At 51.4% G+C, this 25,911-nt stretch carries 23 protein-coding genes and 1 other annotated feature; of the genes, 6 read left to right on the forward strand and 17 right to left on the reverse strand.

Features of this window, described 5'->3' with window-relative positions; all coding sequences use genetic code 11:
* Positions 1–228: 228 nt before the first annotated feature.
* The 8 genes from AC3WRW_RS29100 to AC3WRW_RS29135 all read right to left on the reverse strand — a co-directional run bounded on the left by AC3WRW_RS29100 (position 229) and on the right by AC3WRW_RS29135 (position 8,107).
* On the reverse strand, positions 229–891 hold the full coding sequence (locus AC3WRW_RS29100) for an MgtC/SapB family protein (protein ID WP_492549737.1): 663 nt from the start codon (positions 889–891) through the stop codon (positions 229–231).
* A 110-nt stretch (positions 892–1,001) separates the two neighbouring features.
* Positions 1,002–2,420 (reverse strand): aldehyde dehydrogenase family protein, encoded by a 1,419-nt coding sequence (locus tag AC3WRW_RS29105; protein WP_492549708.1) that lies wholly within the window; start codon positions 2,418–2,420, stop codon positions 1,002–1,004.
* Between the two features lie 15 nt (positions 2,421–2,435).
* The gene (gabT, locus tag AC3WRW_RS29110; RefSeq protein WP_492549709.1) at positions 2,436–3,791 is read right to left on the reverse strand and encodes a 4-aminobutyrate--2-oxoglutarate transaminase; all 1,356 of its coding nucleotides are present in this window, start codon (positions 3,789–3,791) and stop codon (positions 2,436–2,438) included.
* Positions 3,792–3,794: 3 nt separating this feature from the next.
* Entirely contained in the window at positions 3,795–5,084 is a 1,290-nt protein-coding gene (locus tag AC3WRW_RS29115) for a peptidase (RefSeq protein ID WP_492549710.1), read from the reverse strand.
* A 30-nt stretch (positions 5,085–5,114) separates the two neighbouring features.
* On the reverse strand, positions 5,115–5,777 hold the full coding sequence (locus tag AC3WRW_RS29120) for a 3-oxoacid CoA-transferase subunit B (RefSeq protein WP_492549711.1): 663 nt from the start codon (positions 5,775–5,777) through the stop codon (positions 5,115–5,117).
* Positions 5,744–6,463 (reverse strand): CoA transferase subunit A, encoded by a 720-nt coding sequence (locus AC3WRW_RS29125; protein ID WP_492549712.1) that lies wholly within the window; start codon positions 6,461–6,463, stop codon positions 5,744–5,746. Before AC3WRW_RS29125 ends, AC3WRW_RS29120 begins: the two co-directional genes overlap by 34 nt.
* Positions 6,460–7,809, reverse strand: a complete 1,350-nt coding sequence (locus tag AC3WRW_RS29130; protein ID WP_492549713.1) for an aspartate aminotransferase family protein — start codon at positions 7,807–7,809, stop codon at positions 6,460–6,462. The genes AC3WRW_RS29125 and AC3WRW_RS29130 overlap by 4 nt, the downstream gene beginning before the upstream one ends.
* Positions 7,810–7,843: 34 nt before the next feature.
* Positions 7,844–8,107, reverse strand: a complete 264-nt coding sequence (locus AC3WRW_RS29135) for a YokU family protein (protein WP_492549714.1) — start codon at positions 8,105–8,107, stop codon at positions 7,844–7,846.
* Between the two features lie 173 nt (positions 8,108–8,280).
* Between AC3WRW_RS29135 and ablB the strand changes: the two genes are divergently transcribed.
* On the forward strand, positions 8,281–9,144 hold the full coding sequence (ablB, locus tag AC3WRW_RS29140; RefSeq protein WP_492549715.1) for a putative beta-lysine N-acetyltransferase: 864 nt from the start codon (positions 8,281–8,283) through the stop codon (positions 9,142–9,144).
* A gap of 13 nt (positions 9,145–9,157) precedes the next feature.
* Here the strand turns inward: ablB and rpoN are convergent, their stop codons facing one another.
* Complete coding sequence (gene rpoN, locus AC3WRW_RS29145; protein WP_492549716.1) at positions 9,158–10,483, reverse strand: RNA polymerase factor sigma-54; 1,326 nt, start codon at positions 10,481–10,483, stop codon at positions 9,158–9,160.
* Positions 10,484–10,704: 221 nt separating this feature from the next.
* On the opposite strand from rpoN, the gene AC3WRW_RS29150 reads away from it, so the two are divergent.
* Together AC3WRW_RS29150 and AC3WRW_RS29155 are read left to right on the forward strand one after the other, a co-directional pair.
* Entirely contained in the window at positions 10,705–11,403 is a 699-nt protein-coding gene (locus tag AC3WRW_RS29150; protein WP_492549717.1) for a 3D domain-containing protein, read from the forward strand.
* 118 nt (positions 11,404–11,521) lie between these two features.
* On the forward strand, positions 11,522–12,082 hold the full coding sequence (locus AC3WRW_RS29155; protein ID WP_492549718.1) for a DJ-1/PfpI family protein: 561 nt from the start codon (positions 11,522–11,524) through the stop codon (positions 12,080–12,082).
* A 148-nt stretch (positions 12,083–12,230) separates the two neighbouring features.
* Here AC3WRW_RS29155 and AC3WRW_RS29160 read toward each other — a convergent pair whose 3' ends face one another.
* Positions 12,231–12,617 (reverse strand): cyclic-phosphate processing receiver domain-containing protein, encoded by a 387-nt coding sequence (locus AC3WRW_RS29160; RefSeq protein ID WP_492549719.1) that lies wholly within the window; start codon positions 12,615–12,617, stop codon positions 12,231–12,233.
* A gap of 314 nt (positions 12,618–12,931) precedes the next feature.
* On the opposite strand from AC3WRW_RS29160, the gene AC3WRW_RS29165 reads away from it, so the two are divergent.
* Both AC3WRW_RS29165 and AC3WRW_RS29170 read left to right on the forward strand, forming a co-directional pair.
* Positions 12,932–14,056: an IS110 family RNA-guided transposase gene (locus tag AC3WRW_RS29165; RefSeq protein ID WP_492549720.1), complete on the forward strand. Its 1,125-nt coding sequence runs from the start codon at positions 12,932–12,934 to the stop codon at positions 14,054–14,056.
* Positions 14,057–14,576: 520 nt separating this feature from the next.
* Entirely contained in the window at positions 14,577–15,074 is a 498-nt protein-coding gene (locus tag AC3WRW_RS29170; RefSeq protein WP_492549721.1) for a transposase, read from the forward strand.
* A 674-nt stretch (positions 15,075–15,748) separates the two neighbouring features.
* On the opposite strand, the gene ileS is transcribed toward AC3WRW_RS29170, so the two are convergent.
* Complete coding sequence (gene ileS, locus AC3WRW_RS29175; protein WP_492549722.1) at positions 15,749–18,829, reverse strand: isoleucine--tRNA ligase; 3,081 nt, start codon at positions 18,827–18,829, stop codon at positions 15,749–15,751.
* A gap of 50 nt (positions 18,830–18,879) precedes the next feature.
* Positions 18,880–19,133 (reverse strand) — a binding site (T-box leader).
* A 178-nt stretch (positions 19,134–19,311) separates the two neighbouring features.
* Here ileS and AC3WRW_RS29180 point away from each other — a divergent pair.
* On the forward strand, positions 19,312–20,298 hold the full coding sequence (locus tag AC3WRW_RS29180; RefSeq protein ID WP_492549723.1) for a GNAT family N-acetyltransferase: 987 nt from the start codon (positions 19,312–19,314) through the stop codon (positions 20,296–20,298).
* A 92-nt stretch (positions 20,299–20,390) separates the two neighbouring features.
* Here the strand turns inward: AC3WRW_RS29180 and AC3WRW_RS29185 are convergent, their stop codons facing one another.
* The 6 genes from AC3WRW_RS29185 to phnM all read right to left on the reverse strand — a co-directional run bounded on the left by AC3WRW_RS29185 (position 20,391) and on the right by phnM (position 25,908).
* The gene (locus AC3WRW_RS29185) at positions 20,391–21,233 is read right to left on the reverse strand and encodes a PhnE/PtxC family ABC transporter permease (protein ID WP_492549724.1); all 843 of its coding nucleotides are present in this window, start codon (positions 21,231–21,233) and stop codon (positions 20,391–20,393) included.
* Position 21,234: 1 nt separating this feature from the next.
* The gene (locus AC3WRW_RS29190; protein WP_492549725.1) at positions 21,235–22,020 is read right to left on the reverse strand and encodes a PhnE/PtxC family ABC transporter permease; all 786 of its coding nucleotides are present in this window, start codon (positions 22,018–22,020) and stop codon (positions 21,235–21,237) included.
* Positions 22,010–22,798: a phosphonate ABC transporter ATP-binding protein gene (gene phnC, locus AC3WRW_RS29195; RefSeq protein ID WP_492549738.1), complete on the reverse strand. Its 789-nt coding sequence runs from the start codon at positions 22,796–22,798 to the stop codon at positions 22,010–22,012. Before phnC ends, AC3WRW_RS29190 begins: the two co-directional genes overlap by 11 nt.
* Positions 22,799–22,838: 40 nt before the next feature.
* A complete protein-coding gene (locus AC3WRW_RS29200; RefSeq protein WP_492549726.1) occupies positions 22,839–23,897 on the reverse strand; it encodes a phosphate/phosphite/phosphonate ABC transporter substrate-binding protein in 1,059 nt (352 codons plus the stop codon).
* Between the two features lie 80 nt (positions 23,898–23,977).
* Positions 23,978–24,712, reverse strand: a complete 735-nt coding sequence (locus AC3WRW_RS29205; RefSeq protein ID WP_492549727.1) for a phosphonate C-P lyase system protein PhnL — start codon at positions 24,710–24,712, stop codon at positions 23,978–23,980.
* A gap of 14 nt (positions 24,713–24,726) precedes the next feature.
* Positions 24,727–25,908, reverse strand: coding sequence for a phosphonate metabolism protein PhnM (gene phnM / locus AC3WRW_RS29210; RefSeq protein WP_492549728.1), 1,182 nt, complete (start codon positions 25,906–25,908; stop codon positions 24,727–24,729).
* Positions 25,909–25,911: the final 3 nt, after the last annotated feature.

The following is a 25,911-nucleotide window of genomic DNA, read 5'->3' on the forward strand; positions in this document are numbered from 1 at the left end:
ACCACAGAAACAAGCATTGGAAACACATAGCGATGTACAGCGCACTCAAATGAAAGCGTTTTACTCGACATCCTGAGTTTTTCAGGCTAAATGGCTCTGACAGGGTTTTGCAGTCAGATTAGAGGGGAATTTTCCAGCTAATTTGGCTTCAGAAGCCTAATTGCACAACGCGAACAAGTCCGCAGAGTTATGGCCGCCTTATGTACAGATTGCATGTGCGGCCCCCTCTTATTGCATCTCAACGACGTGTACGAAAGGGGCGTCCTGAATGAGCGGCAGCAGTTGATCCACGGCATAATTCGCAGGCAGCTTAATGGTAATGTCGAGCACAAGCTCGGCGGATTCGGATAACTTTTCACTATGAAAATGTAAAATGACAATGTCTCTTTCCTTGAAAAACTGTTGAATGAATGGGACAGCTCCCGGTTCATCCCGCAGGCGGACGGATAACTGCTCGGTTTTGGGCGCAGTCAGCCACGGAATTTTGCTATGCAGCAGTTTTTGTGCGATCAAAATGAGCACGGTCGTACCGATGCCGACAATGTACAAATTAGCGCCGATTGCCATGCCGATGCCAGCGGTCAGCCAAATCCCCGCCGCCGTCGTGAGCCCTCTAACGGTTTGCCGCTGCATAAAGATCATGCCGGCACCCAGGAAGCCGACGCCGCTGACGACTTGCGCCGCAACACGCGACGGATCAAGCGCAACTCCTTCTTTGCCGATCATATCTTCAAATCCGTATTTAGAAATGAGCATCATGAGCGCCGCCCCTGCCGCTACGACGAAATGGGTGCGAATCCCCGCTTCTTTCATTCTGCTCTTGCGCTCGTAGCCAATGATCGCGCCGCAGACGCCGGCCAGGATTACGCGCAACAAAAATCCAATCTCCATACCAATTCTCCTTTCCAGCAAATCATCGTCGTCCGACCCCGCTTTCCGGCAGAACGCTGAAGGACGCTCCCCCGCTTGCGCTTGAGTGGCGTCCTCCGTTCCATCGTACACTATTTTCGAAAACTTACCAACTTCAGCTCCGTTAACTCCTCGATCGCGTACTTCACGCCTTCGCGTCCTGTGCCGCTTTCCTTGACCCCGCCGTAAGGCATGTGGTCCACCCGGAAAGTCGGGATGTCATTGATCATCACGCCTCCGACCTCCAGTGCTTCCGCAGCAGCGAATGCCGTGCGGAGATCGTTCGTGTAAACCCCCGCTTGCAAGCCGTAGCGGGAGTCGTTCACAAGGGCGATGCCCTCCTCGATGGAGGCGATCCGGTTGATCAGGACGATCGGCGCGAACGCCTCCTGGCAGGCGACGCGCGCCGAGGCCGGCGCATGCAGCAGCACGGTCGGCTCCACGATGCTGCCCTCGCGCCGGTTGCCCGCTGCGACGACGGCGCCCTGCCGCTCCGCCTCCGCGATCCATGCCATCGCGCGGTCGGCGTCGCGAGCGCTGATCAAAGCGGAGACGTCCGTCGCCGGATCGAGCGGATCGCCGATGCGCAGCTTCGCCGTTTGGGCGACGAACTTCTGCACAAACGGGTCAAACAGCGCTTCATGCACATAAATGCGCTGAATGGAAATGCACACCTGGCCCGCGTACGAGAAAGCGCCAGTGACCGCTCTTGCGATCATGGCATCCACGTCCACGCCTTGATCCACCAGCAGCGCCGAGTTCGAGCCGAGCTCGAGCGTCACTCTTCGAAGGCCGGCTTTGCCGCGAATGGCGATGCCGACCTCCGGGGAGCCCGTGAAGGTGACCGCCTTCACGCGTTCATCCGTCACCAGTAAGTCGCCAATGGCGCTCCCGCTGCCGGTCACAACGTTCAGCGCCCCTGCGGGAAGACCCGCCTGCTGTAAAAGCTCCGCCAAAAACAACGCAGACAACGGCGTTTGGCCTGCCGGCTTCAGGACAATTGTATTGCCTGCAGCGAGCGCCGGACCTACTTTGTGCGCAACCAAATTCATCGGAAAGTTAAACGGTGTTATCGCCGCAACGACGCCCAAAGGCTGGCGAATCGTATACGCCACGCGATTCTCTCCACCAGGCGCTGCGTCCATCGGAATCGTCTCGCCGTGAATCCGCTTCGCCTCCTCGGCCGCGAACTTGTACGTGGCGATCGTGCGCTCCACTTCCAGCTTCGCCGTCGCGATCGGCTTCGCCGCTTCAAGCGCAATTATAGCTGCGCATTCCTCCGCCTTCTCGCGAATCAAAGCGCCCAGCCGCTCCAAGATGGCTGCCCGTTCATGCGCAGGCATCCGCGCCATCAAGGGTCTAGCTCGTTCAGCCGCATCAAGTGCCAGCTGCACTTCGGCCCTTCCTGCGTACGCAATCTCAGCAATTTGCTCGCCGCTGTAGGGGGAGTATAAAGGCCGGTACTCACCAGCCTCCACCCACCGCCCTTCAATGAATACATGCTTTCTCATGCTGTTTCCCCTTTCCTAGCTGCTGCAAGCCCGAAATGCCGCCTCCAGCACATCCAAGCCCTCGGCAAGCTGCTCATCCGTGATCACAAGCGGGCTTAGAATACGAATCACATTCCCGTAAATTCCCGCGCTCATCACGATTACGCCATGCTGATGCGCCTCCTGCAAAATCCGGGCCGTCAGCTCCTTATCCGGTGCCCGGCTCACAGGATCTTTCACCAGCTCAACGGCACTCATCGCGCCTAGTGTGCGCACATCCCCGATACAGCCGAGTTCCTGCTGCAGCGTAAGAAATCTTTCACTTACCGCTGCCCCGATGGCAACGGCTCTCTCGGCCAGCCGCTCCTCCTCCAGCATGGCAATGACTTGCAGGGCGGCAGCGCAGCCAAGCGGACTGCCGCCATACGTGCCCCCGATTTCCCCGACCCCCGGGGCATCCATGATTTCCGCTCTGCCGGTCACGGCGCTGATCGGGAGACCGGCCGCAATCGATTTGGACATCGTCATGAGATCCGGCACGACGCCGTGGTGCTCCATGGCAAACATGCGGCCCGTACGCCCGAAGCCCGTTTGCACTTCATCCGCAATGAGCAGGATGCCATACTTGTCGCACATGCGTCTCACGCCCTTGATAAACCGTGTGGAGGGAATGACAAAACCCCCTTCGCCTTGAACAGGCTCAAGGATCACGGCAGCTACATCCTCACCCGGGACCTCAGCCAAGAAAAAATCATCAAACTTCTGCAAGATTTGATCATCCACCTCATCCTCAGACATCCCGCCAGGAGCGCGGTAGTAGTATGGATAGGGCATTTTATACGTATCGGGCGCAAAAGGACCGAAGCCGTTTTTGTAAGGCTTCACCTTACTGGTGAGCGACATCGCCATGTAGGTTCTGCCATGAAAGCCGCGCTCGAAAGATATGACGGCTCTGCGCCCCGTATATTTTCGTGCGATTTTCACGGCATTTTCAACAGCCTCCGCCCCGCTGTTCAAAAAAAACGTTTTTTTTCGATGATCGCCAGGCGTCAATTCGTTTAGTTTCTCTGCAAGAGCCACATACGGCTCATACATCATCACATGGAAGCAGGGATGCAAATAGCGGTCCAGCTGCGCCTTCAGCGCTTCCACCACTTTGGGCGGACAATGGCCGACGTTCAAAGAGCCGATTGCACCGGCGAAATCGATAAAGGTATTCCCGTCGACATCGGTGAGCAGCGCTCCCTCCCCTTTTGCCGCAAAGGTGGGTACGGTGTTGAATGGCCCCCGTGGAATACTCGCCATGCGGCGCTCCAGCAGCTGTTGAGCTTGCGGCCCCGGCAGAGCAGTCTTCATCTCAATGCAGGCTGTCTTTTTCTCCTTCGCATCCATCCGCTATGCCTCCATTCTGTCAAAACCGCACCAATGAATCAAGGTCAGCGCGATGATCTCCGCAGCCACGAACACATCTTCGAGCACAATGTGCTCATTCGGATAATGCGCGACTTGCGTAATACCGGGACCGAAAACTAAACAAGGCGTCTCCCCGAGCTGCGTCAGCAAGCCGCCATCCGTGCCCCAAGGCGATGCTTCGATGACCGGCTCTTCGCGCTTAACCTCGCGATACTGCTGCCGGAGCACTTCCATCAGCGGATGCCCCGGATCGACACTGCCCGGAACCCATTGCGCTCCGAACCATTCCAAGGCAGGCGGATGCTCGGCAAACCAAGGATCAACGTCCTTCAACCGATCTATCCATTTGAGCATTTCCTCTTTGGCCTCTTCCAGCTTCTCCTCAGGGGCCACACCCATACGTCCCTCCAGCTTTACCGTATCGGGAACGGATGAGGGCCAATTCCCGCCTTGAATAACACCCAGATTAATGGGAATCGGAATCGGATTGTTGGCATACAGCGGATCTATGATCCGGGCATTCCTCTCCTTCTCCAGCTCCCGGATATACTGAATGACAACGATACTTTTCTCAATCGCGCTAACGCCCTCATACCTGGTTCCGCCATGCGCCGAGCGGCCTTTGACCTCAATGCGGAACCACATCGAGCCCTGCTGCTTCGGAAAAATACGCAAATTCGTAGGCTCCGGAATGAGAGCCGCATCCGCCTTGTAGCCTCTCACGATAGCTGCCAGCGTCCCGGCCCCGCCGCTTTCCTCTTCCACAACGCTTTGAAAAATAACGTCGCCTTTCAGCTTCAGCCCTAATCCCTGAATGGCTCCAAGCGCAAGCAGAAGCGCTGTATTGCCGCCTTTCATATCCGTCGCTCCGCGTCCGTACAGCTTGCCGCCTGTCACTTCGCCGCTGTATGGATCATGCTGCCACTGATCCCGCTGGCCCTCCGGCACAACGTCTACATGGCCGTTAAGCAGAAGGGAACGGCCTCCTCCGGCCCCCTTCAAAACACCCACAACGTTGGGACTACCTGCAAAATCATTTCGCGGTGAGCAAAAATACGGATGCTCCGCAAGCCTCTCTCCGTCCGGCTCCCACATATCCACATCCAATTTCAGAGCGTGCAGCTGATCGGCCACAAGGCGCTGAACTTCCTTCTCATTGCCCTGTGTGCTTGCGATTCTCACCATTTGCTGCAGCAATGCGGTCCCTGCGTCACGATGAAGCGTTATCCACTCATGAATTCGTCCCTGCAGATCGGCGTTCTCCTTCGGCAAAAGAATTCCCTCCTTTCGATTCGCTCTCCATTATGGAATGTAGGAAATATGCTCAGGTATGATCAAAGCGGCCTCCGTATGACACACAACGTCATCAACCGTATATGGCAGCATGACTTCCTTCAAAAGGAGCCCACGCTCCGTCACTTCCATCACGGCCATTTCCGTTATAATCAACTTCACGCAAGCCCGCGCGGTCAGCGGCAAATCACACTGCTTCTTCACCTTGGATTCGCCCTGCCGGTTGACATGGTTCATGAGCACGATCACTTTTTTCGCTTTTTGCGCAAGCTCCATCGCTCCCCCGATGCCGGCCACCCGCTTGCCCGGTACGATCCAATTCGCCAAATCGCCGTGCTCGCTAACCTCCAGCGCCCCAAGAATCGTAACATCAATACAGCCTCTGCGGATCATGGCAAAAGCAATAGAGCTGTCGCAGTAGGAAGCTCCGTCTACAATCGTGACCGGATACCCACCTGCGTTGCAGAGAAACGCATCCTCCTCTCCCGGATCCGGTGCTCCGCCTGCGTACAAGATGCCGTTTTCCGCATGAAAAACGATCTGAACGCCCTCCGGCACATAGTCTGCAACCTGGGTCGGGATGCCGATGCCCAAATTGACGGCCATGCCGTTTTTCAACTCCTGGGCGGCCCGCTTCGCTATTCGGTCACGGTTTTCTTTTCCCATACCCATTGCCAATTCACTCCTTTGCTGAGGATCACCATATCGACGAAAATGCCCGGTGTGACGATGCTTTCAGGGTCCAGCGCGCCAAGCGGCACAATCTCGTCAACTTCGGCAATCGTACATGTACCGGCCATCGCAACGAGCGGATTGTAATTTCGGCCGCTTTTATCATAGACTAGATTGCCGTAGGGGTCGGCCTTTAACGCATGAACGATTGCCACATCAGCCGTCAAAGCCGGCTCCACCAAATACGTTCGCTCGTCGATCGAAACCGTCTCCCGGCCTTCCCCCATCATCGTGCCGACCCCGACGTCCACCAAAATGCCTCCGAGGCCGACGCCGCCTGCCCGGATTTTTTCCGCCAGCGTTCCTTGCGGATAAAAGACGACCTCCATCGAGCCTTCCTCCATCATTTGACCTGCGTTAGGATTGGAGCCGATATGGGAGGCAATCACCTTTTTCACCTGTCCGGCGGTCACCAAACGGCCAATTCCGATTTGCGGAAAACCGGTATCGTTGCCGATAATCGTTAAGTTTTGGACCCCTTTGCGCAAAATGCCATCGATCAGCGTAGGCGGTGTGCCGATCCCGCCAAACCCGCCGTACATGAGCGTGCAGCCGTCGTTAATCGCATGAAGCGCTTCCTCCAAGCTCTTCACTTTGCTCAGTTCCGTTTTTTCCATCCTTGTCACCTCCAGGCTGGCTCTCCGCTCAACTCATCCATGACTTCCCGAACGGCTTCTTCCAAAAGCTGCACGAGCAGATCGATTTCCGCTTCCGTAATGACAAGAGGCGGCGCCACAATAATGGCGTCCCCGGCCCCATCCACAGCGCCCGCTGCGGGATAAACGAGCAAGCCTTTATGAAAGGCTTTGTCAATAATCCGGGCGGTCATGCCCGCAGCAGGCGGAAACATCTCTTTATCGTCCCTGTTCCGCACGAACTCGATGCCCAGCAGCAGCCCTCTGCCCCTAACATCGCCAATGATCTCGATGTCATCTGCCAGCTGATGCAGCTTAGCCATCAAATAAGCCCCCCTGCTTTGAGCGGCCTGAGCGAGCTGATGCTTCTCAACGTAGTCCAGGACCGCCAGCGAAACAGCCGCCGACTGCGGATTGGCGCTGTAGGTATGGCCGGCCATGATGCTTTTGGAGCCTTGCAAAATAGGCGCCATCACATGGTCCTTGACCAACGTGGCCGCCATCGGCGTATAGCCGGCGCTCAAGCCTTTGCCCAGCGCTATTAGATCCGGCTCTACGCCATCGTGCTGCATGCCGAACATTTCCCCCGTGCGGGCAATGCCGGTCATGACCTCGTCAGCGATAAATAAAATCTCATGGCGATCGCAAATTTCTTTGATCCTCGTGTAGTAGCCCGCAGGCGGAACAATCGCGCCTCCGGCAGCCCCAATAATGGGCTCGGCAATGAAGGCGGCGATATGTTCGGCGCCGATTCGTTTGACCGCTGTTTCCAAGTCGTCTGCGCACGCCAGCTTGCAAGAGGGAGCGGCCATCTGAAGCGGACAGCGGTAGCAATAGGGAGGAGCCACGACCGGAAAATCTTCTAGAAGCGGAATAAACCGCCTCCTTCTTAGCACATGACCGGACATCGAAAGCGCGCCCATGGTGATGCCGTGATAGCTCATTCTGCGCGATATCACTTTGTTCTTGCCAAAGCGGCCTTTCTCTTGCCAATGCTGAATGGCAATCTTCATCGCCGTCTCCGTCGCTTCGGAGCCGCTGTTCACAAAGAAGGCCCAGTAATCGCCGCCAGGCGCCAAATCGCTCAGCTTCTTGGCGAGCTTCTCAGCCGGTTCGCTCGTAAACTGGGAACGGTATACAAAAGAAACCTTGCCGGCCTGCTCCGTCATCGCGTCAATGATTTCCGGTACGCCGTGTCCGATGCCGGCGGTCACAGCTCCCGAAGCCCCGTCCAGGTACGCTTTTCCTTGCTCGTCGTAGAGGAACACCCCTTTCCCGTATTGAACCGTGGGATAAGGATGGTCCAGAATGGGCTTGATTAAATGCTCCCGCTCCATAAGGCACCCCCGCTTATCAACCGTCACTGTCGTTTTATTTCAGAAACATATTTTTGACCCGAGGCGCTTTCAACAGCTCTTCATAGCGAAAGGAGCTTCCAAGCGCAGAAACATCATGCCAATACAGCATCTCTTCGATCTGTTGTGCGGTGCCTTCCGGCACATAGGTCCGGCAGTTGGCGCACTCGATCGCCGGGACATCCAAAATCTGCACAGCCATCTTCCCGTCCGGCATGATCCAGTAGCAATCTTTGACACTATCCCGGACATCTTCCGTCTCACACCACATGCACGGCATAAGCTTTCAGCCTCCTTCATGACTAACGGATATGTTATGCGCAGCAGGCAGCTGCATCTGCCTAATAACGAAGCAATAACCATGCCAACTTTTGACCGGCGCAACCAAGTATTGCAAGGCTAATATGACGGATCGAAGCATATAACCATGATAAGAAGAAGGGGGAATGCGACATGCCCAATGATCTGCCGGCATACAGCAATGAAGTCGAGCACGGCGACGATTATACGGTAAGCTTTTGCCTCGATTTCATGAATAAGAGACTGCGGGTTGACGACTACCATGGCAATGTGAATGCCATCTGCGAGCGAATGACAGGTGTAGCTCAAAAGCATGCGCTGACCAAAGTTTTTTTCAAATCGCGGGAAGAGGATTGGCAAATTTTTTTAGGAAAAGGCGGCATGTTGGAGGGCGTTTACAAAGGATACTTTCGCGGCAAGGATGCCTACTGCATGGCATTTTATTCGGATCTGGAGCGGAGAAGCAGTGATTATTGGATGGAGGAGGATCGCATTTTGCAGCAGGTGCTGGCCCTTCCCCGCAAACCGGACCGGCCTGCCGTTCCGGAGCGCTTCACTCTACGTCTAGCCCGCGCCGAGGATTCGGAGTCCCTTTCGCATTTGTACGCCCAAATTTTTCAAACCTACCCTACGCCGATGAACGATCCCCCGTATGTAGCAAAAACGATGAGGGACGGGACGGTTTATTATCTCATCGAATCGCAGGGTGAGCTTATTAGCGCCGCTTCCGCGGAAATCAATACGGTGTACGCCAATGCGGAAATGACCGATTGTGCCACACTTCCCGCCTTCCGGGGCCAAGGGCTCATGAAGCTTTTGATGCATGCTTTGGAGGAGGAATTGATCGCCCGCCGGATTACTTGCGTTTACTCGTTATCCAGAGCTCTTTCCTTCGGCATGAATGCCGTTTTCTATCAGATGGGCTATGGGTGCTACGGCAGGCTGACGAAAAACTGCGACATCTACAATAAATATGAGGACATGAATTTATGGGCCAAAGCTTTAAGCGGGCCGTAACCCACTATGGTATCTATATGCGTTTCCTTCTCTGGGAAGAAGAAATGCCCAGCTCTTCCCGATATTTCGCCACCGTGCGGCGCGAGATCTGGATGCCCTCCTGCATGAGCAGAGCTGCCAGCTTGTGGTCAGAGTAAGGTTTGGCCGCATTCTCGCTGCGGACCCATTGCTTCAGACTGCTTTTGACACGTTCGGAGGACGCCGCTTCTCCGCTTTGGTTTGGCAGGCCGGACGGGAAAAAATGCTTGAGCTCGAAGATGCCCCACGGCGTTTGGGCATATTTGCCGGCCGTTGCCCGGCTGACCGTCGATTCATGCAGGCCCAGCTTATCGGCGATATGCTTCAATGTCATCGGTTTGAGATGGGCCGTCCCCTTCCAAAAAAACTCGCTCTGCTCATCTGCAATCGCTTGCGCCACACGGAAAATCGTCTTACGCCGCTGCTCCAAGCACCTTAGAAAGAACAGCGCCGATTGGATTTTGCCGCTCAGGAACCGGGCGGCTTCGTTCGTCTCTCTTTCCTGCCTCGCGATTCGCTCATAGTAACCGTTCATCGAGAGCCGTGGAAGAGCAGCCTGATGAGTAAACACCGCAAGCCCTTGGCCTGTATTCTCAATGACGACTTCCGGCATGATATAGTGAACGTCTTCTGTGTGAAAGGCAGCCCCGGGTCTCGGATTCAACCCCTTGATGACGTCCAGGGCTGCCTGAATTTCTTGCGGTGAAGCTTGCAAAACCTGCGATAGTTTGTGAACGTGATAACCGGCAACATCTTTCAGATGATGGTTAATAAGATCAGCGACCAAGGGAAAGCTTTCGGTCAAAGACTGAACTTGCAAAAGCAGGCATTCCCGCAAATTTCTCGCTCCCACACCGGCAGGCTCAAAGCTTTGCAGAAGGCTGAGCGCCTGCTCCGCTAGCTCACGCTCCACCTTCAGAGCGTCCGAAATTTCACTTAACGAAGATTGAAGATAGCCATTAGCGTCCAAGTTTCCGATCATAAAAACAACAGTTCGGCGCAGTGTTTGCGGTATTTTGGGCATGAACATGAGCTGCTCTTTCAAATGCCTTTCCAGGGATACCTCGTTCGCAGCGGCATGGTTAAGCGGATCATAAGCATCGGAATCGGAATCGGGATCGGGGCCCCTCCTGCTGGCAGAACGGGAATAGGCAGGAAACTCGTCAGCCCGCTCTTGCATGGCGGCGAATTCCAAAACCGGATTCTCATTCATCTCCTGCTGGACAACCTCCAGCAATTCCGGTGTCGAGAGCTGCAGGATCGTGATCGCTTTGCGCAGCTGCGGTGTCAGCCGCATTTTCGCCGATTGCTGTTGGAACATTCCGTACCCTGGGCGCATGAACATCATTCCTTTACGTTGTTGCTATAGTGTATTCACGCAGGGACGATCGCTTGCCACTCGGTCTGTAAACATAAAAAAGCCCGCAAAGGGCTTGTACGCGCTTGAATCTAGTGAATTTTCATAGAGTACGTATAGAAAAATATATTTTGGACGAGTCTAGTAGCAATAACTCTATTATTTTTCTTTGAGGAGGAGCTATGATGTTTCGTAAGATCGTATATTGGACTTTCGTACTGTTATTCAGCTTAGGGGTTGCGGATAAAGCCTATTCCTTCCCGGGCAGCGATGAAAATATGGAACTTCCGCCATCTTACAGTCTTGCAGTAAATGACACAGCAGCCGAACCAGACAACGATACCGGATCAACGGCCCTGCCGCCAACCACGCAGTATCTGGTCAACAAAGGAGATACGCTGTACAAAATCGCCCGCGATTTTGAGATCGACGTGAACGACCTTATGACCTTCAACAATATCGGTGACCCGCGCGGGCTCACAATCGGCCAAGTTCTGAAGATTCCTTCAGGCGGGACAGGATCGACAGGATCGTCTTCCGTTAAAACACAACCAAAAATCATAAAAAAAGTGATCAACACGACACTGACGGCCTATACGGCGGGTTTCGAATCTACCGGCAAAAAAGCCTCCCATCCCTTGTACGGCATTACCTTCAGCGGTTTAAAGGCAAAAGAAGGACGGACGATCGCCGTCGATCCTGCCGTCATCCCTCTAGGCTCCACCGTTTTCATCGAAGGCATCGGCATTCGCAAAGCTGAGGATATCGGCTCGGCCATTCGCGGTTCGAGAATCGATGTGTTCATGAACGATCTGAGTCAGGCGCAGGAATTCGGCGTAAAGAAGAATGTGAAAGTTTATTTGCTGGATCGAGAGAATATTTAGGGAGAAACGAGAATCCCTCACCCTTCGACAATTCGTATCAATTTCCACCCGTTTACAACTTGGCCGAGGTTATTCATAATTACTTATGAGTTCCCATCTATTTCCAAGGAGTGATACGATGTCAAAGAAAATCCTAATTCTTACCGGCGATGCTGCAGAAGTCTTGGAAGTTTATTACCCTTATTTCCGAGTATTAGAAGAAGGGTATGAAGCCGTTATTGCTTCACCGACGAAGAAAGTGCTTCATACAGTCGTCCATGATTTTATCGAAGGCTGGGAAACCTACACAGAAAAGCCGGGGCATCTGCTGCCGTCGGATATCGCTTTTGCCGACGTCGATCCTGGTCAGTATGATGGGCTAATCATTCCAGGAGGCAGAGCCCCTGAATACATTCGTTCGAATGAGCATGTTCCGCGCATTATTCGTCATTTCCTTGAAGCTGAGAAGCCGGTGGGCGCTATTTGCCATGCTGCGCAAGTGTTTTCCGCTCTAAAAGACAATCGCTACTTTGAAGGGCGCACCATGACGGCCTATACCGCTTGCCGTTTGGATATCGAGCAGCTCGGGGCCAACTATGCAGCCGATACGCTTCATGTGGACGGGAACTTAGTCTCGGGTCACGCTTGGCCGGATTTGCCGGGCTTTATGCGTGAGTTTCTGAAATTGCTTTCCAAGTAAGCTGAAGAATACTAAAGACATTCATCCGGCGGGTGCCGCCATATACAAAAACCAGTCCGCACACGCCGGTGTCAGACTGGTTTTTGTATTTATTTGTTCGTTAGCTGCTTCCAATCCTCATGCTGTTTCTTTACCCTTTTTGCGGTTTCTACATGCCGGAGTATTTGTTTTCAGTGATTGGATAATGATAGATCTCGATATCCGAATCGATAAAACCCCTTCTTTGGGCGGCAACCAAAGTTTCGTACATATTATTGCGGCCAACAGGATTATCCGTATGGAGATAGATTTTATTTGCTCTTAACCCATGCTCACAAAAATATTTGACAAGATCATACCCATTTGGGTGTTCATTCCCCTGTTCATCTTCACCAAGGTCGTGGTCGAGCGTTAATATATGGATGCTATTCTGCTTCATAAGTTCAATAGCCTGTTCAAAGTTTCTTGCCAATGTAAAACCCTCTGGACAATCTCTTAAATCATCAACAAATAGATTGATTGTTTCAATGCTAGCATCTGTTATTTTAGCTTCCAATTCGATCCCTCCTCCAAACGGCCTGACGTATGGGAACTCTGGTCCTCTATTTTCCAAGAAATGCGCAATATGACAATCGGGAGGGAACTACAGGCCTCTATTTTACCATTTTCAGCCAAAATATAGCCTTTTGGAGCAAATAAGACCCTGTAGTTCCGTTCAGATGCCAAAATCAGCCTGTATGCATAAATAGTTACAATGAACGAAACCGACTGCCACTTTGCGTAACGTAGGTTAATTTTGTGAAGAATGGGATCTAGAACGTACCCAGTCTTTTCAAAATCAGAGCTAAACACAAAAGGAGTCGGTTTACTATGAGTATTGCCGTAAAATATGTAGGTCTAGACGTATCCAAGGATAAAATTGTTCTTGCCATCGCTGATGAAGGCCGGGATACCCCCAGATATTGGGGAAGCATTCCACATACTAAAGAGGCGGTTCGAAAACTTGTTGGACAATTAACAAAAGAGGGCGATGTGAAGCTAGATGTTTGCTACGAAGCAGGGCCTACAGGGTTTGATCTGCGTCGGTGGTTCCTGGAATTGTTCGTAGAATGCAGTGTCGTAGCGCCTACTGAAGCGTTAACAGGACGTACAAAAATTAAAACAGATAAGAAAGATGCGATTCGCCTGGCACAGCTTTGGCGGGCAAGAGAATTAACCGCCATCTATGTACCTTCGCCTGAAGATGAAGCACTTCGTGATCTGGTTCGGGCTCGAGAAGATGCAGTCGAAGATCAAAATCGCAGCCGGCAAAGATTGATGAAGTTTTTGCTTCGGCATCAACGGTTGCTCCCACAAGGAATGAAGCCATGGAACTCTGCTCATGAAGAATGGCTGGACACTCTACGCTTCGAACGAGAGTGCGAAGATTTCGTTTTCCAGGAATATCGCAATACAATCTGGCAAGCTAGTCAGCGTATTCAGCGCTATGAAATAGAAATGGAAAAACAAGCTAAATCAAGTTGCCAAGCGCCCATGATCAGGGCCCTACAGGCCCTGCGCGGCGTTGCACTCATAACGGCGACAACACTAGCCGCAGAACTGGGGGATATTGCGAAGCGTTTTTCCCACCCAAGGCTACTCATGTCTTATGCAGGATTAGTACCCAGCGAGCATTCAAGTGGAGGCAGACGCTGGCAAGGGGGGATTACCAAAGCTGGCAATGCACATATCCGCAGAGTTGTAATCGAAACCGCATGGAGCTATCGCCACTCACCCGCCGTACGAAGAGCCCTTCGAGAACGGTTAAATGGACTAACTCCTGAAATCCAGGACATTTCGTGGAACGCACAAAAACGACTTCATGCCAAATATAAACGCTTGTCAGCAAAAGGAAAGCAAAAAGGTACAGTTGTAACAGCTGTAGCTAGAGAACTGCTCGGATTCATTTGGGCCATTGCAAAAGAGATGGAAAAACAAAAACAAGCAGCCGCTTAACCTCCTGCTCCTCCATCATAAACATAAAATTGCCAGAAAGGTTGAGATGCCCAAGGTTCGATGTTTACACATGAATGACATTCTTTGGCACGGAGGCAAAGTAACTAAGCAAGGCAGAGAGAAAATCCGCGAAGGGCGCTTGTGCAAAGCTAAACAGAAATGCTCTATGCACGTCAATAGCTAGCGGGAATCAACTCTCTGGTCGTATCTATTAACTTGTGGTCGAATCCACGTATATCAGCGTGCCAACCGGCGCTAAATCCCATTTTGCCTTCGTGCCAAGGAATGTACCCATGTGAAAGTCACCTCAAAACCAAAAGAATGCAGGGAGCACGCCCCCTGCACCCCATTACTCGCCGTAAGGCAGGGTCCGGCATGATCAGCCGGACCGGAATCTAGTATGGAAAAAGAGATCGCCTGTAAAGAAGAGCACTTGACAGGCTAACTTTCGTGATGCCTAAAAATGGAACTCAGTACTAGGAGTTGCAGGTTTCGTTCATATCAGCGCTATGAAATAGAAATGGAAAAACAAGCTAAATCAAGTTGCCAAGCGCCCATGATCAGGGCCCTACAGGCCCTGCGCGGCGTTGCACTCATAACGGCGACAACACTAGCCGCAGAACTGGGGGATATTGCGAAGCGTTTTTCCCACCCAAGGCTACTCATGTCTTATGCAGGATTAGTACCCAGCGAGCATTCAAGTGGAGGCAGACGCTGGCAAGGGGGGATTACCAAAGCTGGCAATGCACATATCCGCAGAGTTGTAATCGAAACCGCATGGAGCTATCGCCACTCACCCGCCGTACGAAGAGCCCTTCGAGAACGGTTAAATGGACTAACTCCTGAAATCCAGGACATTTCGTGGAACGCACAAAAACGACTTCATGCCAAATATAAACGCTTGTCAGCAAAAGGAAAGCAAAAAGGTACAGTTGTAACAGCTGTAGCTAGAGAACTGCTCGGATTCATTTGGGCCATTGCAAAAGAGATGGAAAAACAAAAACAAGCAGCCGCTTAACCTCCTGCTCCTCCATCATAAACATAAAATTGCCAGAAAGGTTGAGATGCCCAAGGTTCGATGTTTACACATGAATGACATTCTTTGGCACGGAGGCAAAGTAACTAAGCAAGGCAGAGAGAAAATCCGCGAAGGGCGCTTGTGCAAAGCTAAACAGAAATGCTCTATGCACGTCAATAGCTAGCGGGAATCAACTCTCTGGTCGTATCTATTAACTTGTGGTCGAATCCACGTATATCAGCGTGCCAACCGGCGCTAAATCCCATTTTGCCTTCGTGCCAAGGAATGTACCCATGTGAAAGTCACCTCAAAACCAAAAGAATGCAGGGAGCACGCCCCCTGCACCCCATTACTCGCCGTAAGGCAGGGTCCGGCATGATCAGCCGGACCGGAATCTAGTATGGAAAAAGAGATCGCCTGTAAAGAAGAGCACTTGACAGGCTAACTTTCGTGATGCCTAAAAATGGAACTCAGTACTAGGAGTTGCAGGTTTCGTTCATATCAGCGCCCTGTAGTTCTCTTTTTCGCCTAAACACTCTCTAGTTCCCACTTATGTCTGAATTTCCTGTAAAATTCCCTCTAACGCCTGAATTCGACGAGCGAACTATCCTGCGAACAATGGAATCGGGGCTACTCTCTTGCACCGCCTGCGAGTCAGCCCCTTTCCCCACCTTCTACTCAATCAGCAACAGACATTCATACCCACCGAACGAAACCTTCTCCATATTAGCCACTTGCGCATATCTGACTTCAGAAAGCAGCACATTCTCCTGCAAAACATGATCGAAACGCTCAAGCGCCGCTCTCAAACGAGCATCGACGTGAAGCGTCAGAATTACCCGTTTCTCCAGCGGTAAATCGAGCTTCTTGCGATAATCCTGAATGCCGCGTATCACCTCGCGAACAAGTCCCTCCTGTTCCAGCTCCTCCGTGATGGCCGTATTCAAAGCAACATTGATTTGGTAACCCGCCGCGGAAGCAAAGCCTGCTTTGCCCAGCTTTTCCACAAGCAGCTCATCCAGTGTGAGATGTATGGATTCGCCCGCAATAGTAACGTCCAAATATCCGTTGTCAACGGCTTGTTTGGCATCTGCCGCGGAGAGCTGCTTCAATAAATTCTGGAGGGGAGCGACGAATTTTCCGTATTTTTTGCCGGCAGCCTTTAAGTTTAATTTTAAACCATAGTCCACGAAGGTGCTCTCGTTCTTCTCCATACGAATCTGTTTCACATTAATTTCATCTTTGATGATGTCTTCAAATCGTTCCAGATTAAACGCACGATCGAGCGTGACAATGAGCTCAGATAAAGGCTGACGCGTTTTGATCCGGGTCTCGTTCCGAATGCTGTGGGCCAGCTCAACGATTTGGCGTGCGGTTGCCATATCGTTCTCAAGCGTCTCGTCGATCGCTTCTTCTTTCACCTTCGGGTAGTCAGCCATATGAACGCTTCCTTCGCCGCCAAGGTTGCTGAAAATATCCTCGGCAATGAGCGGGATGTAAGGGGCGGTCATCTTTGCGAATGTGATCAACACTTCGCGCAGCGTTTGGTAAGCGGCTATTTTAGCCTCCGTCATTTGACTGCCCCAGAAACGGTCGCGAGAACGGCGAATGTACCAATTGCTCAGCTCATCGACAAAAGCTTCCATATGTTTGGCCGGATTCAGAAAATCGTAATCCTCCAGTCCTTTCAGAACGATCCGCAGGGTGGTATTCAGTCTGGACAGCACCCACCGGTCCAATTCGCTCTTCGGCGCTTGCTGTGGGTAGTCTTCGGCTCTATATTGATCAATCATGGCATACAGGGTATAAAAATAGTGCGAATTGTTGATCGTATCCACCACTTTTGACTTCGCATCGGTTACGATTTGCTTGGAAAACCGTTTGCTGTTCCATGGTGCGCTATCAGCCAGCAGAGCCCAGCGGAAAGCGTCCGCTCCGTATTCCTCTATGATTTCCCAGGGGTCAATGACGTTCCCTTTGCTTTTGGACATCTTCAGGCCGTTTTCATCCAAAACATGCCCGGTTGAAATAACCGCCTTATAGGGCAGCTCTCCGTTATACAAGGTCGATACCGCCATCAAGCTGAAAAACCAGCCTCTTGTTTGGTCAATGCCTTCGCAAATCATATCGGCAGGGTACTGCTCTTGGAACTGTTTCTTGTCACCGAAAGGATAGTGGTACTGTGCGAAAGGCATAGAGCCGCTGTCAAACCACACATCGATCACTTCCGGCGTTCTTTCCATGACTCCGCCGCAGGAGCAGCGCAATTTTACATCATCCACATAAGGTTTATGCAATTCCAAATTTTCATCGAGCGGCGATATGGATTTTTCCTGCAGTTCTTTTCTGCTGCCAGGGGCATCCTCTGCCCCGCAATCCTGACAAAGCCACAGATTAAGCGGAGTCCCCCAATAGCGGTTGCGGCTAATATTCCAATCGACCAGCTCCTCCAAAAACTTCCCGAACCGCCCTTCCCGAATATGGCCCGGGTACCAGTTCACTTGGCTGTTGTTTGCAATCAATTGGTCCTTCACGGCCGTCGTTTTGATAAACCAGCTTTCCATCGCATAGTAGAGAAGCGGAGATTTACAACGCCAGCAGAATGGGTAGCTGTGCTCATACCGTTCCTTGGCGAACAGCAAGTTGCGTTCGGACAAGCTTTTGACAATATCCACATCGCAATCCTTCACAAAGCGTCCGGCAAAATCAACAACCTGATCGGTATAACGGCCGGCCTGATTCACAACGTTCACAAAATCCAGCTCATGCTGGCGGCACGTGCGGTAGTCATCCTCCCCGTGCGCCGGTGCGATATGAACGATCCCGGTCCCGCTCGTATCGCTGACATAGTCCGCATCGACCACGATATGACCCCGGTTCACACGGATGTAGCCGAAAGGCGGCTCATAGGCGGTTCCTACGAATTCCTCCCCTTTGTGCGTCGATAGGATCTCATAATTCTCTTTCAATACTTTTTCTGCAAGATTTTTGGCGACCACGTAGACTTTGCCGTTATGTTTGGCTTTCACGTAGTCGATGTCCTTGTTTACAGCAAGCGCAACGTTCGCAGGAAGCGTCCAAGGCGTCGTCGTCCAGGCAAGGAAAATGTCTTCGCCGTTCCGGCTGCGGAATTCCACCGTCGCGCTCAAATCTTTGACATTTTCATAGCCTTGAGCCACTTCGTGCGAGCTGAGCGTCGTTTGGCAATCGGGACAATAAGGGCTGACACGATGGCCTTTATAAAGGAGTTCTTTCTTATGAATCTCGGATAAAACATGCCAGACGCTCTCGATATAATCATTCGTTAACGTCACATAGGGGTTATCCATATCGGTCCAATACGCGATAGCTTCCGTCAGTTCGCGCCATTGCCTTTCGTATTCGAACACGCTGTCTTTGCACTTTTGCACGAATTCGGCGATCCCGTATTTTTCGATTTCCTGCTTGCCTGAAATGCCCAGCTGCTTCTCCACGCCAAGCTCGACGGGAAGGCCGTGCGTATCCCATCCGGCTTTTCGCACGACGCGGTAGCCTGACATCGTTTTGTAACGGCCGATAAAATCTTTAATTACACGCCCGAGCGCGTGACCGATATGAGGCTTGCCATTGGCGGTAGGGGGCCCCTCATAAAAAACAAAATTCGGTTTGTCGCTCCGGTGGTCGATCGATGCGCGGAACGTATCGTTTTGCTGCCAGCCCTTCAGGATACGCAGCTCGCGGGTCCTTGCTTTTTCTTTTACATCCACTTTTCTCATGCGGAACATCCTCTCTCTTTTTAAAATAAAAAACAAAAAAATCCCGCCCCCTAAGGGACGAGATTCAACTCGCTATACCACCCTTGTTCCGGTTGATCCATAACTCGATCCCCGTCACCTCCGCCTACGTACCATCATACGCGCCCCATGTAACGGCAGGATCCCGGGTCAGCTTACTCCAACTGCTTCAGCTTTCCTTCTCGGAGAGGATTTTCGGCTAAGTCTTGAACGTTGGCTTTCAGCACAATGGCCAACTCTCTGGGGGACAAGGGATTAGCGTACTCGATCTCGTCAATGAATTTACTCAGAACATTCAGTTAGTTCAGTTCTACACCTTTTTGAGCGAATTGTCAAATAAATGAGGGAAATATGGGCTGGGAGCCGAATCTTTATTTATATCCAGACTTTACCAAGAAGTTGCCTAGGGCACATGGGATAATGTCTTTATAAGCTGATTTCATATTGAGGTGGAGGTAGCTATAATGTCAAAGTTTACGATTCGCATGATGCGGCAGCCGGACGATTATGCGGCGGTTGCTCCGCTGCTAAATTTGATCTGGTCGGAGCCGACAACCGCTGAACGACTGCAGAAAGAAGAGGATAGTATTCCCCCCGGCAAGCTGCATTACAATGAAGATGGCCATCTGATGGGATGGGATCGCCCCAAATGGGTGGCGGAAGACGAGCATGGACAAGTGGTTGGCTACGCGATTGCCTGGCGAGCTCCATGGACGGAGCCCGGAGCATTGAGCCACACCGTTGTCGTTCGCCCGGAAAACCGCGGGATCGGGATAGGAAGAGATTTATACGAGGCGCTCCGGCAGTGGGCATTGGAGGTCAGAGCCTCACGATTGATCGACTACATGAGAGAAACGGACGAGAAATCGCTGGCTTTTGCCGAACGTCGGGGCTACATAAAGGAACGCCATACGTTCGAATCCGTTCTGGATTTGGCAGCATTTGATGGCGGCACGCTGTACGAGTCGGTAAACGAAGCTGAGCAAGCCGGCATCCGGTTTATTACACTGGCCGATGAGCCTGGCGAAGACAACGAGCGAAAGTTGTATGAGCTTTATAAAACTACACATCCGGATATTCCCGGCTACTCAGGCAGCTTCCCTTGGTTCGAGGAATGGAAAAAATGGAGCATCGGGCAAGCCGGCGTTCGCCCGGAATGGATTCATATTGCCAAGGACGGCGACCGCTATATTGGCGTAGTCACGCTCCAACAGAACGAGCAAACTCGGGCTATGTATCACGAATTCACCGGCGTGCTTCCGGAATACCGGGGCCGCCGTATCGCGCTCGCCCTCAAGATGCTCGGCGTGCAAACGGCCCGCGCATGCCATGTTCCTTATTTGCGTACTCATAACGATTCCATGAATGGCCCTATGCTGCGAATAAACCGCGATCTGATCGGCTTCCGGGCGGAACCCGGGAGTTACAAGATGGTGTGTGAGCTCAAGTAATCGCCATGGGAAACGGAACTACATTTGGCCTTACATTTTGCGAAATAGCGAACTGTAGTTCCCTTTCCATCCATGAAAGGCGCACGCCGTGTTTACCCATGAACCCTTAACTTCTTTTTAATTCTTCCCGCAATCAGCTCCAGCAAGATGGCAAACCCCAGGATGAGATACGTAATAGCACCAATTTCCCTCACATCATAATAATAAGAGCTGGCCATGAACATATCGTACCCAATGCCGCCTGCTCCGGCCGCCGCCCCCATGGCTACTGCGACTGCGAAATTGATCTCAAAACGCATAAACGTCCATGAGATCAAGTAGGAGACAGACGATGGCAGGACGGCTTGAAACACAATTTGCCACCAATTGGCTCCGCTTGCTTTCAAAGCCTCGATCACCCCTTTGTCCAGCTCCTCGAAAGATTCCGAGTACGCTTTAACCAAGTAGCTGATGGAATGGAACGTCATCCCGATCACGGCTGCGACACTGCCTAGCCCCGCTGCAACCGCAAAAATCAAAACCCACAAAACCGTGGGAACTGCTCGAATAAAAGCAACTATGCCTTTAACGATGATGGAAACTTTAGGACTGGAAAGATTTTGGGCAGCCAATAGGCCGAGGAACAAAGCGATGACCGATCCGAACAGCGTTGTCAGAAACGCCAGTCCCAGTGTAATGGTCAGCTGTTGAACCGCCTCGACGAAGGACAGGTGTTTGAAGAGCGGTTGGAAGAACATCGTTTTTACCGTAAGGGCTGTTGAATAGATAGCATCTAAGAGCTCAATGTCCTTATAGTCAAACGTAGCGAAGGCATACAGCGTCAATACCGCCAACGCAGCCAAAGTGAGCCGGATCACCACCGTTTGTTTGTTGAATGGCTTTCTCTTGATGCTCTCTTTGATGGAGACAGACTGGATAGCTTCTTGAAGTCCCATTTTACAAAATCGCCCTCCTAACATAGGTAGAAACCGTTTCGATGATAAAAATCGTGAGGACGATAACGAGGACGACCAAGGAGGCAGAGCTGTAATTTAGACTTTTGTAATATAAGCTGAAAAGAAAGCCGATACCGGTGCCGGTCAAAATGCCAATCAACGTAGCTTGACGGATGTTTGTTTCCACCATAAACAAGATCCAGCTGAGCAGCTGCGGAATACTGGCAGGCAGCACCGATTGAAAAATGATCGGGAAATAGCCTGCCCCTGTCGACCGCAGTGCCTCAACCGAGCTGCTGCTTACTTCGTCAATCGACTCCATGAAGGCGCGCGTTAAGAAACCAAAGGAGCCGAAGAAGAGCGCGAAATAGCCCGTCAGCACATTTTGCCCGAAAGAAATCAATAGAATCATCGACCATGCAGCGACATCAATATTGCGAAATATCGTTGCAATCGATCGGCTTACAAAACTGAAAACACCGCCCGTGCCTGTCGTATGAGAGCCTGCGATCGCAAACAGCATGGCGAAGACGGCTGCAACTGCGGTTGCTGCGATAGACACCAGCACCGTCTCAGTCAGGCTGCTCATAATGGCCGGAAGCCGCTTCATCGCTTTTTCATTGGGATAAAAGTTGCTAACCGCCCATTCAGCCGCTTTCGGTATCGAGGTGAAGCCCTTAATGACGTTATAGTTCGTAATCACAATAGCGATCAGCGTCAGTGCCAGCAAGAACGTACAGAAGAGCAGCGTGTTCATCCGCTTTCTGGCAAAAAAGTTATCCCGCATATTGCGCCTCCAGCTCGTCTGTTTGCTCTTCAAGCTCCGCGCCGTAAATCACAGAAAGCTGATCGCGCTTGATCTTCGCTGGAGGTCCGTCGTAGACAATCGTTCCCTTGTTCACACCGATAATACGGTCCGAATATTTCAGCGCTGCGTCCACCTGATGCAGGTTAACGATAACCGTAATGCCCATGTTGGTAGAGATGGCGCGCAAGTAATCCATGATGACTTTGGAAGCGTTCGGATCGAGCGAAGCGATAGGTTCGTCGCACAGCAGCATTTTGGGATCCTGCACTAGGGCACGGGCAATGCCTACCCTTTGCTTTTGCCCACCGCTCAGTTGGTCACAGCGCTTGTAAACCTGCTCTTCCAGCCCGAGTATTTTCAGAATCGCATAGGCCTGGCGCTTTTCCTCTTTGGAGTATAGTCCCAGAACTCCTTCCAGCGTGGACTTATAGCCAAGCCGTCCGTGCAGCACGTTTTCGATGACGCTTAACCTGTTCACTAAATTGTAGTGCTGAAACACCATGCCCATCCGGGTTCTCAGCCGTTTCAATTCGCTTTTCTTGAACTCCATAATGTTCCTGCCGTCGAATATAATTTCTCCGCTGCTCGCGTCGATCATCCGGTTAATACAGCGAAGGAGCGTTGACTTGCCCGCCCCGGAGGGGCCGATAATCGACACGAACTCCCCTTCTCTCACCGTGAAATTAACATCTGATAACGCTCTTGTATCCGCACCGTACTGCTTTGAAACCTGCTTGAATTCCAATAACGTTGTCATAGCGGCTCCCTTAATCGGTTTGTCATTCATGAGGATAGACTTAGTTGGACAGCATTCTGACTGGATTGAAAAACGCATCTTCTACAGGCAGGAATTTTTCTTTCCCCGTCTTTTGCTTAAACAAACCGGAATCCTTTGAATCCTTAGGCAGGAAAATATTCGTGTTCTTCGTTACAGCATCGGATATGAAAGCATCCCGCAATTTTTTCTGATCTTCTGCGCTAATGGTGCCCGTGTTGATGGCAAACGGCGAGTTCAATACCGGCGTAACGGAAATAAGGCTAAATTCTTTGCCGACTTGCGTGTTGAACGGTTCTGCCGCTCCCTGCTTCACTTTATATACCGCTCCAGCCGTATTGGCCTTACCGGAGCTTAGGTCAACATAGTTGGCGACACAAGTGTCGCAGAATGCCGCTACGTCTGCTTTACCCGTCAATAGATTGACAGCCGCCCCTTGGTGTGAACCGCCGAACAGCACTTCACCGAAAAACTTATCCTTGCCGCCTTGAAGCAGATCATCAGCGGTCAAGCTTTTGAATTTGTCTTTTTTGCTAAAAAAGTTCACGATGTTCGCAGACGGCACTTTAAATCCGGATGTGGAAGAGTTCGACACGAACGAGAATTTTTTACCGGCAATATTGTCAATCGAAAATCCATTACCGCTCTTATACGCTTCTTCCTCGCCTTTTCTTACGCTTAACCAGCTGTAGTATACAGCATCCTCCAGGGTGCCTGACTCTCCGCTCGGCACAACCAACGGCTGAACCTTATTATTCTTTGCATTGGCTTCAACATATCCTTGCGGTCCCATATAAGCTATATCTGCGCTGCCGCTGGCGATAGCCTCAATGGCGATGATGTAGTCCGTCGTCGTTTTGTGTTCTACTTTTTTACCTGTTGCGGTTGCAATGACTTTTCCCAGTTCTTCACGTGCATTTTTTAGTTCTGCACCGGATTCGTTCGGATACCATGCAACGGTAATCGTGTCTTTCGTCTTAACGGGAGCTGCCGCTTTCTGCGCTTCCCCGGCTTTCGTACCGCAGCCTGCCGCTACTGCAACCAGAGATAAAGAGATCAAGAACGTTAACATTTTTTTCATGAACAGAACCTCTCCCTAATATGGATATTTTTGAAAGAACCCATTTCAGTGTATCTCTCTATTATTTTCAGAATATTCTGTCAAAATTGAGAGATTGTAAACTTGCTCTTCTTGTCTGCCGTATAAAATTTCCCATCTCTGATTTGATACTCTCGGTTGCACAGATGCTCCATAAATTCCAGGTCATGAAAAATGCCAAGCATGGTAGTACCTTGCTGAATCAATTGTTCGATCAATTGCTTCACTTTCAGCTTTGACCCGTGATCAAGGCTTGCCGTCGGCTCATCCAGCAGCAGCAGTCTCGGACGTTTGACCATGGCTCTCGCAATATTTAAACGCAGCTTCTCACCTCCCGAAAAAGTGGCCGGATAACTGTCCCACAGGCTGCGGTCGAGCTCGAAATGCTCCAGCATCTTGATCGTCTCCGCCTCCGCATACGTCGCATCTTCGCCCATTTCCACAATGGCATTGTGGACCAGCTCTCTGGCTGTCGTGCGAGGCATAACGCTGAGAAATTGGGACACATACCCAATTTCGTGCTTGCGCAGCTCGATGATGGTCCGCTCGGAAGCGGCAGCCAGATCGATAGGGCCGAATCGCTCCGAGTTATACCAGATATGCCCTGAATGAGGCAGGTAAGTACGGTAAATGCATTTAAGAACGGTGGATTTACCGCTGCCGCTTTTTCCCGTAATCCCTACGAATTCGCCTTCTTTCAGGTATAAACTAACATCTTCAACCGCAGAAATTTGTTTATTCAAATTATGCAGGGTAAAAGATTTGGACAAATGTTCTATCGACAGCAAATTATCCACGCCATTCCCTCCTGTCAGATCCTGTAATTCGTTTTCTGAATCAGCTTACCGTCCACAATAACGGCCGTCACAACCGGAAAATCGTCCGGCTCCAATCGCTCAATAATGAGCAAATCCGCCTTCTTTCCTTCCCGGATGGAGCCATATTCAGCGTCGATATTGACGGCTTGCGCCGGGTGCAGGGTGACAAGCTTGAACATCTCCACCAAATCTCTCCGCTGTGGTCCAGCCAATTGAAAAACCGCGTGAAGCATCGCTGCCGGATAATAATCGCTGCACAAAATATCGATGCAGCCATCCTCAATCGCTTCCGCTGCGGAGAGGTTGCCGCTGTGCGACCCGCCCAGAATGACATTCGGCGCTCCGGCTACCGTGAACAAGCCCTTCGCTTTCGCCTTCCGCGCGATGTCCAGCGTAATCGGGAATTCGCTAATGGCGGTGCCGAAGCTCTGCACCAAGTCCAGCTTCTCCAGCGAATCGTCATCGTGCGAAGCGATAGCTATGTTGCGCTCTCTGGCCATCTCGGCGATTTCGCGAATCGCGTCTACCGTCATTTTCTCTTTCGTCTGGTGGTTGGCTATCAGGACGGCGATGTTCTCATCGGACATCGTATCGTAGCCGAGGACCGTCTTTTTATACACTTCCAAATCCCGGTATTGACCTTGCCCCGGCGTATGATCCATAAACGAAACCAAATGAACCTTTTCTTCTTCAATATAACTCTTCAAATTATCGATCTGATCCAGGTTATCAATTTCAAATCTCGCATGAAAACGATGGCGGATTAAATGTTTGCTGCTGTGCGTACTATCGATCAAATCGATGAGTTTCCGCACATTTTCAGGCTCGCGAATCGGACGGTACTTGTAATCAACCGATTTGAAAATAGACAGTGAGTGATACATCGTCGTAATGCCATGTGAAATGAGTTCCTTCTCCGTTTCACGCAGGCCAATTTGAAAGTTGATGAGCGAAGTCGGTCTCGGGGCCGTCATATGCTCGATGTAATCGGAATGGATGTCGATCATCCCCGGAGTCACATATCCGCCGCCCGCATCGATAATTTCCGTGCCGGCCTCCACGACAATCTCACCTTTGGGAGCGATGCAGGCAATGCGATCGTCTTGCACCAGCATATCGTACCCCTCCAAAAGCGTTTCTTCCGTAATCATGATGCCGTTTGTTAGTAGATACATCAA

This window comes from Paenibacillus sp. FW126-R14 (assembly GCF_058789495.1).

Bases quoted from the DNA above. Each gene is read 5' to 3' on its own strand.
- AC3WRW_RS29120 (WP_492549711.1), bottom strand. From the start codon at position 5,777: ATGGGTATGGGAAAAGAAAACCGTGACCGAATAGCGAAGCGGGCCGCC.
- gabT (WP_492549709.1), bottom strand. From the start codon at position 3,791: ATGGATGCGAAGGAGAAAAAGACAGCCTGCATTGAGATGAAGACTGCT.
- AC3WRW_RS29105 (WP_492549708.1), bottom strand. From the start codon at position 2,420: ATGAGAAAGCATGTATTCATTGAAGGGCGGTGGGTGGAGGCTGGTGAG.
- AC3WRW_RS29200 (WP_492549726.1), bottom strand. From the start codon at position 23,897: ATGAAAAAAATGTTAACGTTCTTGATCTCTTTATCTCTGGTTGCAGTA.
- ileS (WP_492549722.1), bottom strand. From the start codon at position 18,829: ATGAGAAAAGTGGATGTAAAAGAAAAAGCAAGGACCCGCGAGCTGCGT.
- AC3WRW_RS29180 (WP_492549723.1), top strand. From the start codon at position 19,312: ATGTCAAAGTTTACGATTCGCATGATGCGGCAGCCGGACGATTATGCG.
- phnM (WP_492549728.1), bottom strand. From the start codon at position 25,908: ATGTATCTACTAACAAACGGCATCATGATTACGGAAGAAACGCTTTTG.
- rpoN (WP_492549716.1), bottom strand. From the start codon at position 10,483: ATGTTCCAACAGCAATCGGCGAAAATGCGGCTGACACCGCAGCTGCGC.
- ablB (WP_492549715.1), top strand. From the start codon at position 8,281: ATGCCCAATGATCTGCCGGCATACAGCAATGAAGTCGAGCACGGCGAC.
- AC3WRW_RS29100 (WP_492549737.1), bottom strand. From the start codon at position 891: ATGGAGATTGGATTTTTGTTGCGCGTAATCCTGGCCGGCGTCTGCGGC.
- AC3WRW_RS29190 (WP_492549725.1), bottom strand. From the start codon at position 22,020: ATGCGGGATAACTTTTTTGCCAGAAAGCGGATGAACACGCTGCTCTTC.
- AC3WRW_RS29185 (WP_492549724.1), bottom strand. From the start codon at position 21,233: ATGGGACTTCAAGAAGCTATCCAGTCTGTCTCCATCAAAGAGAGCATC.
- AC3WRW_RS29155 (WP_492549718.1), top strand. From the start codon at position 11,522: ATGTCAAAGAAAATCCTAATTCTTACCGGCGATGCTGCAGAAGTCTTG.
- AC3WRW_RS29130 (WP_492549713.1), bottom strand. From the start codon at position 7,809: ATGGAGCGGGAGCATTTAATCAAGCCCATTCTGGACCATCCTTATCCC.
- AC3WRW_RS29150 (WP_492549717.1), top strand. From the start codon at position 10,705: ATGTTTCGTAAGATCGTATATTGGACTTTCGTACTGTTATTCAGCTTA.
- AC3WRW_RS29165 (WP_492549720.1), top strand. From the start codon at position 12,932: ATGAGTATTGCCGTAAAATATGTAGGTCTAGACGTATCCAAGGATAAA.
- AC3WRW_RS29135 (WP_492549714.1), bottom strand. From the start codon at position 8,107: ATGCCGTGCATGTGGTGTGAGACGGAAGATGTCCGGGATAGTGTCAAA.
- AC3WRW_RS29170 (WP_492549721.1), top strand. From the start codon at position 14,577: ATGGAAAAACAAGCTAAATCAAGTTGCCAAGCGCCCATGATCAGGGCC.
- phnC (WP_492549738.1), bottom strand. From the start codon at position 22,798: ATGACAACGTTATTGGAATTCAAGCAGGTTTCAAAGCAGTACGGTGCG.